The following is a 16,471-nucleotide window of genomic DNA, read 5'->3' as shown; positions in this document are numbered from 1 at the left end:
TCTAGTGGATTGGCAATTTTTTCTTTACCGTCTTGAGTTTCATACACTACTTTTTTTATAGTTTCAGGTGGTACATTTTCATGCCTAGCAAATCCATTAGCATCTTGAACCGTACCGGGTTTGTCGGAGACTTTTTTATTTAAGTTAAGCCACCTGACCTAACGGGTTAATCTTATCATAGTACATTGCTTCAAACTCAAAAGGCGATACATAACCCAGTGCACTGTGTACACGCTTTTTATTGAACCAATCTACCCAGTTTAGTGTCGCAAGTTGTACATCTGCTAAACCTTGCCAATCTGCTTTTAAATATTCAATCACCTCTGTTTTGTATAAGCCATTCACCGTTTCAGCCAGAGCATTATCGTATGAATCACCCGTTGTACCGACTGATGCTCGTAAATTTGCTGCTTCTAAACGATTGGTATAGCGAATGGAAAGATATTGCACACCTCTGTCGGAATGATGAATCACATTCTTTGGCATGCCTCGATCATGCAATGCTTGCTCTAATGCATCAAGCACCATATCTGTATTCATCCGTGTAGATACTTTCCATCCAACAATTGCTCGTGAGAACACATCAATAACAAATGCGGTATATACCCAGCCTGAATGAGTTTGAATATACGTAAAGTCACCCACCCATAGTTGGTTTGGATGATCAGCATTAAAATTACGTTTCACTAAATCATCTGCCCGTTTTTGGTCATCTCGGTTACGGGTGGTTTGTTTATTCTTACCACGCCAAACACCTTGTATACCTAGCTTTTGCATCAATCGAGCAACTGTACAACGTGCAATAACATAACCCTCACGTTTCAATTTTTGCCAAACTTTACGTACACCATATCGACCTGAACTTTCTTTCCAAATTCGTTTAATTTGTTCAGCATGATACTCATCATGTAGATCTCGTTTCGCTCGATGTTCTGGATTGTCAGTGAGATCTAAAGTTCGGTAATAGGTTGAAGGTGCAATCGGTAAAATTCTACAAATCGCTTCAACACCATATCGATCTTTATTGTTATGGATAAAATCCACCATTATTTGTGTGGGCGGTCGAGCTCCGCCTGGGCGAAAAAAGCGGCTGCTTTACGTAGAATTTCATTGGCACGTTTTAATTCTTTAATTTCACGTTCCATTTGCTTCATTTTTTCTTGGTCAGATATCTGTTGTACTTTGGCAGGATTTAGTTGATCCAGATGCTTTAAATACCAAACACGCAATGTTTCAGGAGTACAACCGATTTTAGGAGCAATAGCTGTGATTGCTGCCCAAGTAGAAGGATAATCTTTTTCAGATTCAATTAGTAATTGAACCGCTCTTTCTCTAATTTCGGGGGTATAGTTTGGTTTTGTCATCGGGATAGTCTCTCAGAATATTGACTCTCCGACAAACCCGGTACGGTTCATCTAATTTTCCTTCTAACGTCGTTCCATTTTTAAAGAAAATTTTATAACCATTATCTGCAATCCCTTTTCTTGTTTCAGGGTCGCGATAATCTAATTCGATCCAATTTTTTATATCAGCACCTGGTAAATTAATTGGTGTTAACTGAACCTTCGCCCCACCCATAAATAAATGCTGCCCTGCCTTCACCTCAAACTTGCCACTGGTAATCGGGAAAATACCTGAACTATTCAGCTTGATCTGAGAACCACCTGCGGTAATCACAATCTCTTTTGGACTAGTAATTTCAATGCGGTCTTCGGTCGAGGTAATCTGGATGCCTTGCTTGGCAAGTAAATCCATACCATCCCCTTGGGCATGCATTTCAAACTTACCTTTGGCAGCCACTTGCTTAATGCCATTCTGCGCGGCAAACACACTGATTCTGTTTTGGACATGGCTAATCAGATTTTTTTGCGTACTTAAATTAATACTATCGCCTGCAATCTGATTAATTTGCCCATCGGCTGATAAATGAATATCTTCATTGCTGCTCAGACCTATGCCCGCTGGTGAATTAAGTAGAAGTACAGCTTTATTAAACTTGGCAATATCAGATTCAATGGATTCAAAAAATGCCTTTAACTGCGTTAAAGATTCAACCTCATCGGTTTGCTGATTCTTAGCTATTTCGCTCAGTGCCTTGGCATTGCTCTGGTTGCCCTCAAGCTGCTGTTTAGCAACTTGTGCATCAAGATGTTCACCTTGGGCTTGATCCTGTTTATAGGTGGAAAGCAATAAACCTTCGCCTGCCCGCACTGCACCCCACTGGTCGGTACGTAGCTCAAAACCTTCACCTCGATCTTCACTTTCGGCTTTATCTTTGGGATGACTCAGTTTGCCGAGGTTTAGTTGACTGGCCGCATGGCTACTTTGCAACTGGGCGCTGATCTGTCCTGTGGTGTCATCAAAACGCAGTTGGTTAAAGCCTTCTCCTTGGTACTCTTTAGATTTGATTCCTGCCAGTTTCTTGGTGTCTGGCAGCTTGCCTGCGTTGTCAAACTTGGTTGGGCTACGATGGCCTTCATGAATTCTTCCCACCACAAACGGACGGTCAATATTGCCATCAAAGAAGTCAATCACCACGATTTCACCAATACGCGGTAAAAAACGTGCACCATAGCCTTCACCAGCCCAAGGCGTGAGTACATCAACCCAAGCTGAATCGGTATCGTTGTCATTGGCACCCGCACCGCCATCATGGCTGTGATCATCGTTACGAGTGAATAGGAAACGGACTTTGATTCGCCCCCATTCATCGACATGGATTTCTTCACCACTTGGCCCAACCACTTTGGCACGCTGCGGTGAAGCGACTGGACGGTGTTGTAAGGGATTAAATTCGGGTACGGTTTTAATGCTGCGGCGTTGTAGCGTCAGTTGATTGGCTTGGCGTTCTTCATTGTTGGTTTGGGTTGGCTGCCAATTACTCTGCGCTAATAATTGGTTGATCTGCTGATTGAGGTCTTTAGGCAAGTTGTTTTGGTTATAGAAGTTTTTGCCTGTAATCAGGAATTCTTTATCTGCCCCATCGTGTTGATCAATTTCAGGATGTTCGGTCAATTCAAACCAGTAACCGACATGGGTATCTCGAACAGTGCTATCGGCAGTAAATTGTTTGGATTGCTGGTCGTAATATTGCCCCAGATTCTGATTCAGCTTTTCAATCTGTGCATTGCCTGATGCGGTTGCACCATCTTCCCCATTCAGGTCTTGCATCCACGCAGGTGAAAAATGCCATGCCTGTTCCAGACCTAGACTGGCATTGTTGTATTGCTCACTGTGTTTATGTGTGCTTTGTACGCTGCCTGCACCATCTTCCTGTTCCAGTGCATCAGCTTGCCAACGCTGTACATGTACACTGCTCGGTTGTAAGCTGCGTTGCCCGACCAGACTGGTCATGCTGTCGTATTGTTCAGTGGCACTGCTGCGATGGTAACGAATCTGACGACGATCGAGTGCTTGGTATTGGCTATTGTCATCAATCAAGCGTAATTTTTGTGGCTGAATCGCAGCACTACTGAGTGCAACGGTTCGCTCCGCTTCATCAATTAACCAATTAATGCCTTCGCTACGCATCAAGGATGTTAAAAATGCTTCATCCGATTGATTATATTGCATAATAAAGGGACGGATATCGTAATCCTGACTCAGTCCGCTTAAATCTAAAGTTAAGCTTGATGCAAACAAGGGACTTTTTTGTTGCCACTCTTTAAAGATGATTTGCACCACATCAGGCACGCTCTTGTTCATAAACACGCGGCTGTTACGGCGTTGTTTCCACAATGCGGTTGGGTCTTCTAAAGTCAGTTTATATACCGTGAGGCTACCATCCGATTGCCCTTGCAGGGCTTGGGTGATAATGCCTGTGACACGGGTCAATTGCCCCTGATCCGTAACGGTGTCAATTGCGGCTTGGCTACCAATAAATTGTTTCAGCGGAATAGTAGCATTGGTCGATAGGCAAATTAATTCTGCTTTAAAGCCCGCATTCAGTTGATGCTGACCATCAATCCGTTGCAGGAAAACCTGTGAATTTAGTTTTTGATTGGAAAACTGAATATGGATTGCACGTCTCTGTGCAGTAAGGCCCAAACTGTCCAAGGCCTGATAGATATTGTTCAACATTTTATAGATTTTTTTGCTTAAATTTACGGCATTGTAACGATATTAATCCGCCTCTGTCTATACAGCATGGTCTGTTTATGACGTTTTTTGTCACCCATTATTGATTGGCTTGAAAGAATCCTTTCTATTCATGTAGATACATCTGCATTCAAATCAATGTTCTTAGCATTTAAATAAAAAAGCAGAGCCTTCACTCTGCTTGCGTATTTAAAAGCCAAAAATCTATGATGACAACAGATCAAATTAACTTAAACATAATCAACCGCTCTTGCTTTTAACAGATCCAATTGCAGCATTTTTTTCTTTTTACGACGATATGCAATCAGCAAGCCAATGAACCACACAGGTGAAAAAGCCAGCGCAATCATTGTATCGTGATCTAAAGCCAAGATCACAATGGTAAACACCAAAAATGACATGGTCAGCCATGCCATAACCAAGCCACCCGGCATTTTAAATTTAGACTGTTGGTGCAACTCCGGGAATTTTTTCCGATAGCAGATATAAGACAGAATAATCAGCATAAAAGTAAAAATACATAGAATCGACGTCAGGGCCGAAATAATGGTAAACGCCGTCATGACATTCGGTACAATAAATAAAATCGAGGTTCCAATGGTGACACAAGTCATTGAAAAGATCAGACCACGAATCGGTACCTTTCTTTTTGACAATTTACTAAAACTTTTCGGCGCGTCATTGTCCAAAGCCAAACCGTAAAGCATACGACTGGTCGCAAAAATACCGCTATTCGCTGAAGAAAGTGCAGAAGTCGCCACCACAAAATTGACCAACCCTGCTGCAATCGGCAATCCAATCAAGGAAAACATTTCTACAAATGGACTTTTTTCTGGTGAAATTTTTGCCCATGATGTAACTGCGATAATACAAACCAATGCACCAACATAGAAAAGTAAAATACGCAATGGAATCGAGTTAATCGCTTTAGGCAGTGATTTATGCGGATCTTTAGTTTCAGCCGCTGTGGTTCCAACCAATTCAATACCAACAAAGGCAAAAATCGCAATCTGGAAACCAGCTAAAAAGCCAGTAACCCCATAAGGAAACATCGACTGAGTTTCAAATACATGACTCATCGACGCTTTGACACCGCTCGGCGAAGTAAAACCAGTACTGATTAAATAAATCCCTGCCAGAATAAACATAATAATGGCGGCGATTTTGATCAATGAGAACCAAAACTCCAACTCACCAAACATGCGAACCGCAACAAAATTCAGAATCGTAAGAATAGCTAAGGAGGTAAAAGCAGGAATCCAGACAGGAACATCGGGATACCAGAACTGCATATACCCTCCTATCACAATCACATCTGCAATTGCGGTAATAATCCAGTTACACCAATACGACCATCCGAGAAAAAAGCCAGCCCACGGACCGATATACGCTGTTGCAAAATCAGCAAAAGTCTTAAAATTGGTATTTGCCAGCAACAGTTCGCCCATCGCCCGCATCACAAAGAAAAAGAAAAAGCCAATAATTAAATAAGTTAAAATAATGGAGGTACCCGAAACACTTAGGGTCTTACCAGAGCCCATAAATAGCCCCGTACCAATTGCACCGCCAATGGCAATCATCTGAATATGACGATTGGTTAAAGAGCGTTGTAATTTTTCTTCATCCTGCTGAGTCATATGTTGACTACCAAGCAGATCTCCTTCCAGAAGCTGCTTATCTTTATCCTGACTCATGTAATCCTTACTCCAATGTATAACAGCCGTTATAATTGCCTAATAAAATTAAAATATTTTTAAAATGCCTGAATATCAAAATTCCATTTTTCTCAATAAAATTATTTTTAAATTTAGTGCTTAACTCAGCCACCTCGCTTATCTGTTATTTTCCATAAAGTCCTTATATGCACCCTAAAACCTGTTGTTATTGGTCAAAAGTTCTTTGGGCGAAAGCATCATATCTCATTCCTCAAACACTGTAAGATCATGCCGTGCTTTTCCGCTCAATTTACCAACAATTAAACGTGAAATATATTCAATTAACAACGCGAATATTTTGTGCAAATTAAAATTGAATTGATCTGCTTACACGGTTTGCAAACAAATCAAAACAGGTTTAATTAGCGCATAAAATTACGAGATAAGTAGATTAATTAAGTCCTCATCCTCGTTCTCATTTTCAACTGACAATGCCTCAATTTTTCTTTGGAATATTGATATTAAGCATCCGTGCCGATGCTCCTTCTTTCACATGTAACTGATGGGCCTGCTGAGGATCCAATGTCACTTGGTTTGTATCTGGCTGGCTGTAAATGAGGAGAGCGCGAAAATTTTTATAATCGTCATTGGCAATGATATAAGGATCATTACCTAGAATGATGTGATCAGATGGCTCAATCTTTACCGTCACCGCATGGCTGTCTTTGATCGCTCTTAAATTTTCAATATCGGCTTGCAAAGTCGCACCTGCATCAAAGATATCGACATAGCCCTTATAACGTAGACCTTCTTCAATCAAAAGATTATAGGCAGGTACCGTATTGGGATGGACCGCAGCAATCACCGCTTTGGCTTCATCGGGCAGCATATCTACATAAAGTGGATGTCGTGGCATCAGTTCTGCAATGAATGCCTTTTTACCTGTACCACTCAGATAATCTGCCTTACTAAACTCCATATCAAAGAATTTATGGCCAACTGCATCCCAAAATGGTGAACGGCCATTTTCATCTGAAAAGCCCCGCATTTCAGCCACAATAGTTTCTTCAAAATATTGTCTAAAAGCAGAAAGAAACAAGAACCGAACCTTGGATAAAAATTTGCCATTCTTATTTAAGCGATAATCGGGGTCTAAAAATAAAGTACATAACTCACTACAGTTGGTGTGGTTATTACTCAAATATAAGGTCGGTAATGATTTATAGACATTTAATGGCTCTGAAGAGTGCACTTGTGTACCGACGTGAAAGTTATACCAAGGTTCTTTTAAACCTAAGGCCACCTCGATTCCGCATACACCAACCACTTTATGCAGTGTGGTATCTTCTAAGGCGAATAAATAGCCCTGCTCCGACTTGTCCAATTTGCCTTCGACCGTCTTAATTGCTCGATCTATCCGTGCAGCCAGTATTTCCATATCAGGTTGCAAAGAGGTTAAACCAAAACCTGCTTTTTGCGCCAGTTGATAAAGATCATGGATATCTTTTTGTTTGATATAACGAATCAGCATCATATGACTTAACCCCTTTTTTGAATCACAATCAAGCCACGGCTGCTTGGATGATTTTGTGGGCTAAGGCCATCTAAATTACTTTTTCTATGCTGAACCATGCACAATACAGACATTGCCTCTTCCTTAATTATTCAATTTTCCCTAGTAACAACCTATTCAAGGCTGAACTGGCTTTATTTATGTCAGTCTTTTTTAACGTCTTTCATCAAGCTGAAATCAAATTTGAATACGCTAAAATGCTCAACAACCAAGCTAATCACTCTATTATTCAAAAACTAATTGGCACAAAAAATTTAAAATTAAGCAAAAAAAGGGCTGTTTTTTAGCATTTTATTTATTGACAGTGACAATGTGAAAAAACAGAAGTCTGTCTAAAAAGAACGTTCAGACATTTTTCTGCTCAAACCAATCCCGGATCATTTCTAAAAAAAGCTTCATCCCCATCGAGTGAATAGTAATTGACTTATAGACTGCACATGCATGCCAAGTGAAAGCAGGGTTCTGATAATCCAAAATCGCAATCTCTTTTTGCTTTAATAAGGCTTGAAACAAATGGCTAGGCCCTGCCGTTATGGCATTGCTGTGTTTAACTTGATGAATCAATAAATCATAGTCATTGACTGTCAAACAAATACGAGCTGAATGCCCCGCATGAGTTTGTGATCTCAACCATTGTATTTTTTGTTTTGCAATCCGCGGCAATGCAAATGGATAAGCCAACAGATGCTTAAATTCAAGCTGCCCAACTTCGAGTAATGGATGTCCAGCGCGAACAATAAAACGAGTAGGATCCTGCAACAGTGATACTGAAATCAGCTCTTCACTGAGATCGACATATTCAGTACTGAGTATGCCTAAATCCAAAGTTCCATTTTCCAATTTATCAATAATGTTCTTGGGATGATCTACATATAAATGCACTTCAATTTCAGGATATCGTTTTGAAAATAATGGAATCACATCTTTCATTAGCGCATGAATAATGACAGGCCCTGTACCGATATGTAGTTCCCCAACCTGACCACTTGAAAGTAACTTAATTTCTTTATGTAAAGTATCTAACTGCTGCAAGATCTGTGGTGCCTGTTTTAGAATATGCTCGGTATATAAAGTAGGTTTCACCCCTTTACTGGTCCTTTCAAACAAGCTCACTCCCAAATCATGTTCTAATTTTTTAATACTATTGGTTAACGAGGGCTGAGTCATACAAAGTACCTCAGCTGCCTGATTGATGGTTCCGATTTCAGTCAGTACCATAATTTGCTGTAAATGTCTTGGCTTAATCATCTCTCTTCCTTGAATATTTTATTGTGATTCATCAATGTATTAAAAAGGGTCCCTCTCACCTTTGCCTAAAATATAGCTTATTTTTATTCTCCTTCTAGCTATATCTAAAAACTATAACTTCCATACAAAAAATCCATTATCCAATATATCTGAAACTTTCTATGCTCGTTTTGGATTAAACATTTTTTAATCCAAAATTCGTCAACAGAGATAAATGTCATATTCACAAGGATGTAAAATGAATCGCTCTTTCATACCGCTGCTGATTGCAAGCGCTATATTTTCGCTTAGTTGTTCCACACAAGCACAAGAAGTCACACCCCAAATAAACGCTCAACAGCCAGACGCAATTCCGGGGCCACGTTCATGCTTTTGGGCGCGTGGCCCTGTCAGTGCTGACCCATACATCAATATCGCCTACCCAGATGCTAATGTTTATTATTGGGCAGGTACCTTCACGATTCCCGACGGTGCAAAACTTCAATTAAAAGGTCAATTTCCCCATTCTCGTTATATCTCATTTATTAGCTATAATGAGGCAGGAAAACCCATTGAGTCTGTTGCCGACTATTTAATCAAACCAGACAATAATTCTGTGAATCCTTTCGTTTATGGACAGCAACGCAGTTCATTACAACGTAATTACACATTAGATCTATCAACTACACCTGTAACAGTACAACGCAAGGTGGGGCAGCTCGGTCAAGCACAAAGTGTTAACCAGCTATACGCTCCAGCCTATGGTAAAAAACAACAAACCGTTCTATATCGGATCTATTTGCCTGATAACGGACAAAGTGTCACAGGCGGCGTCAGTTTACCCACTCCTCAACTGACCCTTGCAGATGGTCGCGTGCTTGAGGGCGATCAAGCCTGTGCACAACTCAACACCAAACAACCGCTCCAACTCTCTGCCGCTGCGGTGAGTATTCCTGCTAATGATTATCGACAGCTAGTTCATCAAGCGGGCAAACCAGATACATGGCCTGCACAGAATCCTGCAGAATGGTTTATTCAATTAGACAGAGAAAGCCTTTTGGGTATGTTCACTGGCAAAATCAATGAGCAAGCAAGACGTTCAGAAGGTGGCTTTTATCCAAACCTCGATAATCAGTACATCCGAACGATTGTGAATCGAAAATATGGCAAGGTCTTCGTTCTACGAGGGAAAGCACCCACCGTTTCTAAAACCTTCAATAATATAGGGCGATTCACTCAAGGTGAGTTGCGCTATTGGTCAATCTGTTCAAATCAAGGTTTTGCCAATACACGTGTCAATGACTGCTTATTTGATGAAGAAATCCCTGTCGATCAAAATGGTTATTACACCGTTGTCGTCAGTCGAGTTGCTGATCGTCCACGCAATGCCAAACCAGAATGCGGTATCGGTTGGTTACCGATGGCAGAAGACGGCGATGGTGCAGTCGATCCAGATATGACCATTGTCCAAATCAGACATATGCTCGCATCTAATAATTTTAAACACACCATTGCCAATGTAGAGCAGCAAAAAGATTTAACGTCGGTTATGGGTGAATATCTACCCAAAACCCATTACCTAATGCCAAATCAAGTTGAAATTTTTAATCCGTGTTTTAAATAACAATCAAAATATTCCATACAGCACCCAAGAAAAGAATAAAAACTTGCGTGTTGTATGCCCCAAAAGGAATTTGGAGGCTGCAATGAATTCACCTATCAGACAATACACACTAGCCACTTTAATCATGGCACCCTTTATGATCAGCGCTGTATATGGCGCAGGTCTAGATCGCTCTGGCCAATCCATTACTGATTTTTTTCAGAATGGAAGCTATGCATCCCTCTCTTATAATTATTCAATGCCGAATGTCAGTGGACAGGATAAAGGGTTGAGTAGCCAAGGCAATCCCAATGACATTCCCAATATCAGTGCCAACAACAGTACCTTGCGTGGCAGCCTTAAAACAGATTTAACCGAGAAGGTAAGTTTAGGACTGATCTACGATCAGCCTTTCAATATTGACCTTCAACATCGTGGACAGAGCGATTTTGTCTCTCAATTTTCGAATAAGCCCGCAGAAGGAACGCAGGCCAGCCTAGACAGTCATAATGTAACTGGGCTGTTTGGCTTAAATATCAATAAAAACCTAAGCATCTATGCAGGCCCAGCGCTTGAGCAAATACAAGGTGAAATCAAGTTACGTGGGCAAATTTATAGAGGAACAGCCAATTACAATGCTAAATTACATTCAGATTATGCGATAGGTTGGGTCACAGGGTTCATCCTGAAAAAACCTGAAATTGGATTAAAAGCAGCACTGACTTATCGCTCCGAAATAAAACATCAGACACGCACCACAGAGCAGTTTTCAGCATTAAGTAATGATCTTTACACGCTACCTGTCACATTTACTTCGCCAGAATCAGTAAATTTTGATTTTCAAACAGGCTTAAGCAAACAAACCTTACTCAGTGCCAATATTCGCTGGGTGCCTTGGCAAGACTTTCAATTTAAACCCGCCAAATTGGCAGAGCGAACAGCCCCAGTCAGTCCAGATCAAACAGGACTCCCCTTACTCAGCTATGAGAAAGATCAATGGTCTGCGCAACTTGGGATCGCGCAAAAACTGACTGATAAATTTTCAGTCTCAACCTCAATCAGTTGGGATTCAGGGCTGGGTGATCCTGCCAATGCGCTTGGACCTGTCAATGGCTACTGGGGTGCTGGCCTTGGATTGCAATATAATTTCCAACCTAACTGGGCACTTTCACTCGGCGGAAAATATTTATGGCTTGGAGATGCTCAGGCCAAACGTCAAAATGGTGATATTGTTGGAAGCTTTGCCGATAATCACAGTATGCTTTTGGGCTTAAAACTGGCATATCAAAAGAAATAGACCATAAAAAAGCCCTTGTTTTCACAAGGGCTTTTTTATTGATTTGGCAGAGGATCAAGGACTCGAACCTTGACGAACGGTTTTGGAGACCGTCATGCTACCATTACACCAATCCTCTATAACCACATGATTAAATCCACTCAGATTTAACCATAAAAAAAGCAAGATAAACTTGCTTTTTAAATATGGTGGGGGCGAAGAGACTCGAACTCTTACACCTTGCGGCGCTGGAACCTAAATCCAGTGCGTCTACCAATTTCGCCACGCCCCCGATGGCTATGCATATTAGTGAGAAAGATGCAGTATGACAAGTCCTTCGTATAAAAAAATCAATCAACTGAACACATAATATTCAAATCGCGTATTGATGTTTATTTTTACGGCAAATCAATGCCGTTTAGGCAGTTTTTTGCCACTAAAACTGAATTAAAACGTTGTTTAACATGCTTTTGAGTTAACCCATTCAATAAAGGAAGAAAAACCTCAAATTCAGTTGGAAGCTGAATCTGTAATTGCTGGCAATGCAAAACGGCCCAATCATGATACGTACTGGCCTTTAATCGAGATTGAGTCAACCATTCATACACAATGATCCCCAAAGCATATAAATCACTTTGAATGCTTTTGCCTACCCCGTGAAAAAGCTCTGGTGCCATATAATGTGGTGTTGCATCTAAAGTCTGGATGGGTTGTTCCGCTCTAAAAGATTGCTCAAAATCAATCAACCGACATGTGTATTCATATAAACGGAAATGTTCAGTCTTCAAATCAGCATGAATCCAGCCTGCTTGGTGCAAGGCATCTAAAGCATCTAATGCACTTATAATCTTTTGTTTTACTACTTCTATATCATTGATTACCGTGATATCACTAAAAAATGCATCTGAATTGACAGTCAACAGCCCCTGCTCAGCTCCCCCAAGATCTAAGCCTGTTGCAATATGGCTTAATTGAATCACTTGATAGGGCAATAAAAACAATTGCTGCGCCTGAGCAGATTGCTGATAGAATACGAGTTCCCGCAGAAAGGCCTGTTCTAGAAGCGGATGAGTCCCCAGCTTATGAAATTTAAGCCAATAAGCTTGTTGCTCCACTTGAAAAGTATAGACACGCCGCCCAAAGGCATAGCTTTGCGCTTTTGTTGTTAAATTTAAATCTTCAAGTTGAATGTTGGGATTAGAGATCCACGTAGTAAAACTCATTCTGCTGCTTTTCGTCCTGCTTTCGCAATGATGTTAAACAATGCTCAATCGTTTTACCAATCCGTGCATGGATTTCAATCGAGGCAATTTTCGGCCAAGTTGCCCGTTCGCCTTCTTGTTGCAATACTTTAAACAGTTTCGGACGCGGATTTTTTAGCATATAGCTATAGTGTCGCAGCCCATATCTGGCAATAATATTGACATCGCCATAGTAGCGTTGCCCTAAAATCCCATAACCATGATCGAGCATACGGCGAATCGGGAAAAAACTCCCCATATAGCTGCGGGTTAAATCCATAACATCCATCGCAATGGTTTTACCTTGATGGCGAATAATTCTTTCTGGCCAACTCAGTACATCTCGACGAAATCTTTCTGAATCACTCTGCATAAACGGCACGATATGTGGATTCACCTGACTGGCAATGGTGTAATTAATATTATATAGCCGAGCCATTTTCTCCTGCGGAAAATCACTGCGCATACTGCCATCCACCCATTTGGTATTGGCGAGATACGGCGTATGTTGTCCATCATAGCGCTTACTGGTCAAATGCACAGGTGGAAATAATACAGGCACCGCACAAGAAGCCAATACTGCACTCCAGACCAATACATTCGGTGCAGTTAATGCATTCATAATGCGTGGGTTTTGTGCGGTGTTGTAGGGCGCAATCACAATATTAATATGGCGTTTCGACTGTTTGTATGCTTCGGCAAAGGTGACATCACCCAAGTTCTGCATCAGGAATTTTTTCAAATACATCACATCGGCAACACCGCCACGACCCCGAACCAGTTCACTGATTTTTCTGAACTTAAATGCATCACTAAAAAAATGTTCACCTTGCAGCAATTCAGGAACTTTATCGGGTATAGAAACCCCCAGCATGCCTGTCATGATCGCCCCTGCACTTGAGCCAGATAAAACTTGCGGCATCAGGTCTTGCTCTAAAAGTGCCTTACAGACCCCGGTATGAAATAAACCCAAAGTGGCACCACCAGAAAACATTAAAGCAGGTTGACCATAGGCTTTTTGGCATTCCTCAAAAAACTGAATTTTCTCTTTTAACTGAAACGTAATACATTCACTCGAAGCCAAGTAACGTAAACAGTCACTCATTTCTTCAACATAGTTTTCAATAATTTTCTTCGTGCCAAAATAGGTTTCGGCAAATAGCATCGGATGTCCAATATTGGCAAAGTCATAAGACAACCCTTCTCTTAATACATAGATCAGATCAAGCGTTCGGTGCTGGGTTCGATATTTTTTTAATAGGTTATAGCGTTTAGAGAGTATTTCTGCATCAAAATAAGGCGATTCATTGTCATATTTCCAGGCCTCTTGCCCCGACTCTTCATCCAGTTTCAGTGCAATGTCTTTCCATTCATCATATGAGCTGGCATGTCGTAAGCGTTCTTGCAACACATCAACTCTATACGACTGATATGTATTCTTTTTTTCCTGAACTCTATTGAACATTTGCAATCCCGATTTTCAGCTTATTTTTTGTATTCTTGCACCTATACAATGCAAAAAGCCGCAGCAACAATCAAGGGTAAAATCGATTTATTTCGATATTTCTGATGATATTTTCTTTATTTCCGTAATAGCAGTGATAGTATCCCTATTCATCATTGAGTTTGGTTTATATTTATGGCTATCCTTGATTTACCCGAGTCTATTCTTCAATCTTTATCCAGCGTGTTAACACAACTGCAGCAAGTTCTACCTGCCCCAAAGCAACCCACTGATTTTTCGGCAATTGCTTTCCGTTGGGAAAATCAACAGTTGGTCGCAATACAGCAGCCCAAAAAAATGCATCTGGAAGATCTAAAAGGGATTGAACGCCAAAAAGACAAAATCATTCAAAATACGCTCCAGTTTCTGAATGGTTTACCTGCCAATGATGTATTACTGACAGGTTCTCGCGGTACCGGGAAATCATCGATTGTACGTGCCCTGCTCACTCAATATTCAGCTCAAGGTCTACGTTTGATTGAGATTGAACGCGATGATTTGTCGGATTTACCCAAGATTCAAAAGCTGATTGAGAATCGTCCTGAAAAATTCATCGTCTATTGTGATGATCTAGCTTTTAATGCCGAAGATGAAAATTACCGCAGCTTGAAAAGTGTGCTGGATGGTTCTCTACAATCAGGTTCAAGTAACTTCATTATCTATGCCACCAGTAACCGCCGCCACTTACTGCCCGAGTTTATGCACGAAAATACCCCTGTGCGTAAAGTCGATGTACCGCAATATACCGAGCTGCATCCACAGGAAGCGATTGAGGAAAAAATTTCGCTTTCTGACCGTTTTGGCCTATGGCTGTCTTTCTATCCAATGGATCAGCAACTCTATCTGGAAATCGTTGAACACTATATTGTGAAGGCCAATTTGGACTATAACGATCTGGTTCGTGGTGAAAGTTTGAAGTGGTGTCAGGCACGTGGCCAACGCTCTGGTCGTGCTGCTTATCAGTTCTCAAAACATTGGATTGGTTCACAAAATCTAGAAAAATTGCCCAATAAGATAAGTCAGTAATTGTCCTCAAAAGCTGTGGTTTTGTCCTCATTTCCGCTTAGCACTGGCAATTGTTTTTCATACCCTAGCTTTCACAGCATGGATTGAGTCTAGGAAACCAGATGAAGAAACAATTGCCACCAACCTCCCTGACCAGCAAAATCATGGGCAAAAGCTTATTGCTTGCTCAAGGTACGCTCGATAAAGCCGTCAAATATTCTACCCTTCCGTTTTCGGAACCTGAAATTATCCGCCCACGTACAGAAGAAAAATTTTATACTTGGACACATTATGGAATTTTCTTTCCACTCCTCCCAGAACCTCATCGTTATTTAAATATTATGATTTTGTTGGGTACGCCTGGCGCATTGGCTTTTGACCATGATGACATTACTGTAGGTGACCCGAGAAAAACCGCAACTTTCTTTTCTAGTACCGCTGCTGTAGATGAACATCTACTAAAAGCCTACATCATTCCAGAAGAAACCAATATCCAAGACAATGGCACATTGATCGAACTGGGCGAAGAAGTTTCCATTCAAGGCACATTACCGAATATTCATCTCAAAGGCAGCTATCATGGGCTCAGCTTTGAGTTTGATTTGGATGTCACAGACCAAATTTCATGGTTTATTAAAACCCCGATCTATGATCATTTTAGTCTATTGGCGAACTTTAAAGGTCAGCTTGAGTATCAAGGTAAAACCACCCCTGCCGAAGGCTTATGTACTTATGAATATGCCCGTGCAGTAGGTGCCCATGGCGTGGTGAAAAAACTCCTGCCTGAACCCTATAAATTGCCTTTAGACTTTTTCACTTATCAAATTATTAATTTAACCGAGACCACCCAGTTACTGCTCACCAAAGCAGATATTCTGGGGCAACCTGCGGCCTATAGTCTGCACGTCCGTCATACCGACCAACCAGCAGAAATCTATACCAAGGTCGAATTTAAGGTGATTGCCCATCAAGTTGATGATTATGTTTCCCCGAGCGGCAAGAAAATGCGTTTACCGCAACTGTTCTCTTGGTCAGTCAAAGATGATGCTGATCAAAAGGTTCTCGAAATCACTGCAGAAATTGATAGTCCATTCCGCTATGGTCATGGTGTTGGTTATGCCAGTGCTTATACCTTCACGGGGGAATATTTAAATAAACCCGTTCAAGGTCGTGGTTATATTGAATATGTAGATGTAGAAGACCAAAACGCATTTCAACAATAAATAAAAACAGTAAGCCTTTGGTACTTGATCAAAGGCTTACTGTTATACGATAAGAATAATGCGACC

11 protein-coding genes, 2 tRNA genes and 1 other annotated feature are annotated in these 16,471 nt (G+C 41.0%); of the genes, 4 read left to right on the top strand and 9 right to left on the bottom strand.

What is annotated here, in order from left to right; all coding sequences use genetic code 11:
- Window positions 1–144: 144 nt before the first annotated feature.
- The 5 genes from F907_RS11145 to F907_RS11170 all read right to left on the bottom strand — a co-directional run bounded on the left by F907_RS11145 (window position 145) and on the right by F907_RS11170 (window position 8,574).
- A protein-coding gene (locus tag F907_RS11145; RefSeq protein WP_087486619.1) for an IS3-like element ISAba19 family transposase occupies window positions 145–1,364 on the bottom strand; the annotation gives its coding sequence in 2 pieces (ribosomal slippage) (window positions 145–1,088 and window positions 1,088–1,364; 1,221 coding nt in all).
- Window positions 973–1,089: a sequence feature (AL1L pseudoknot), on the bottom strand. It overlaps the preceding gene by 117 nt.
- On the bottom strand, window positions 1,333–4,080 hold the full coding sequence (locus F907_RS11155; protein ID WP_016651887.1) for a type VI secretion system Vgr family protein: 2,748 nt from the start codon (window positions 4,078–4,080) through the stop codon (window positions 1,333–1,335). Before F907_RS11155 ends, F907_RS11145 begins: the two co-directional genes overlap by 32 nt.
- Before the next feature lie 248 nt (window positions 4,081–4,328).
- Window positions 4,329–5,792, bottom strand: a complete 1,464-nt coding sequence (locus F907_RS11160) for an amino acid permease (protein ID WP_016651886.1) — start codon at window positions 5,790–5,792, stop codon at window positions 4,329–4,331.
- Window positions 5,793–6,249: 457 nt separating this feature from the next.
- Complete coding sequence (gene astA / locus F907_RS11165; RefSeq protein WP_016651885.1) at window positions 6,250–7,287, bottom strand: arginine N-succinyltransferase; 1,038 nt, start codon at window positions 7,285–7,287, stop codon at window positions 6,250–6,252.
- Between the two features lie 384 nt (window positions 7,288–7,671).
- Window positions 7,672–8,574 carry a LysR family transcriptional regulator gene (locus F907_RS11170; protein ID WP_016651884.1) on the bottom strand — a complete coding sequence of 301 codons (903 nt, stop codon included), beginning with the start codon at window positions 8,572–8,574 and terminating at the stop codon, window positions 7,672–7,674.
- A 238-nt stretch (window positions 8,575–8,812) separates the two neighbouring features.
- On the opposite strand from F907_RS11170, the gene F907_RS11175 reads away from it, so the two are divergent.
- Together F907_RS11175 and F907_RS11180 are read left to right on the top strand one after the other, a co-directional pair.
- Entirely contained in the window at window positions 8,813–10,177 is a 1,365-nt protein-coding gene (locus F907_RS11175; protein ID WP_016651883.1) for a hypothetical protein, read from the top strand.
- Window positions 10,178–10,259: 82 nt separating this feature from the next.
- Window positions 10,260–11,453, top strand: coding sequence for an OmpP1/FadL family transporter (locus tag F907_RS11180; protein ID WP_016651882.1), 1,194 nt, complete (start codon window positions 10,260–10,262; stop codon window positions 11,451–11,453).
- Window positions 11,454–11,497: 44 nt separating this feature from the next.
- Here the strand turns inward: F907_RS11180 and F907_RS11185 are convergent.
- From F907_RS11185 to F907_RS11200, 4 genes are all read right to left on the bottom strand, one after another.
- Window positions 11,498–11,571: transfer RNA gene (locus tag F907_RS11185), tRNA-Trp, on the bottom strand.
- Between the two features lie 68 nt (window positions 11,572–11,639).
- Window positions 11,640–11,724, bottom strand: a tRNA-Leu gene (locus F907_RS11190).
- A 106-nt stretch (window positions 11,725–11,830) separates the two neighbouring features.
- A complete protein-coding gene (locus tag F907_RS11195; RefSeq protein WP_016651881.1) occupies window positions 11,831–12,655 on the bottom strand; it encodes a protein kinase domain-containing protein in 825 nt (274 codons plus the stop codon).
- Window positions 12,630–14,138, bottom strand: a complete 1,509-nt coding sequence (locus tag F907_RS11200; protein ID WP_016651880.1) for a DUF3336 domain-containing protein — start codon at window positions 14,136–14,138, stop codon at window positions 12,630–12,632. The genes F907_RS11195 and F907_RS11200 overlap by 26 nt, the downstream gene beginning before the upstream one ends.
- A 174-nt stretch (window positions 14,139–14,312) precedes the next feature.
- Here F907_RS11200 and F907_RS11205 point away from each other — a divergent pair, with 174 nt between their 5' ends.
- A complete protein-coding gene (locus F907_RS11205) occupies window positions 14,313–15,203 on the top strand; it encodes an ATP-binding protein (protein WP_016651879.1) in 891 nt (296 codons plus the stop codon).
- Between the two features lie 101 nt (window positions 15,204–15,304).
- The gene (locus tag F907_RS11210; RefSeq protein WP_016651878.1) at window positions 15,305–16,405 is read left to right on the top strand and encodes a DUF6670 family protein; all 1,101 of its coding nucleotides are present in this window, start codon (window positions 15,305–15,307) and stop codon (window positions 16,403–16,405) included.
- Window positions 16,406–16,471: the final 66 nt, after the last annotated feature.

The organism is Acinetobacter colistiniresistens, from assembly GCF_000413935.1.
Taxonomy (GTDB): Bacteria; Pseudomonadota; Gammaproteobacteria; order Pseudomonadales; family Moraxellaceae; genus Acinetobacter; species Acinetobacter colistiniresistens.
The sequence above is the reverse complement of the archived record's forward strand: the minus strand, read 5'-3'. Positions and strand labels throughout refer to the sequence as shown.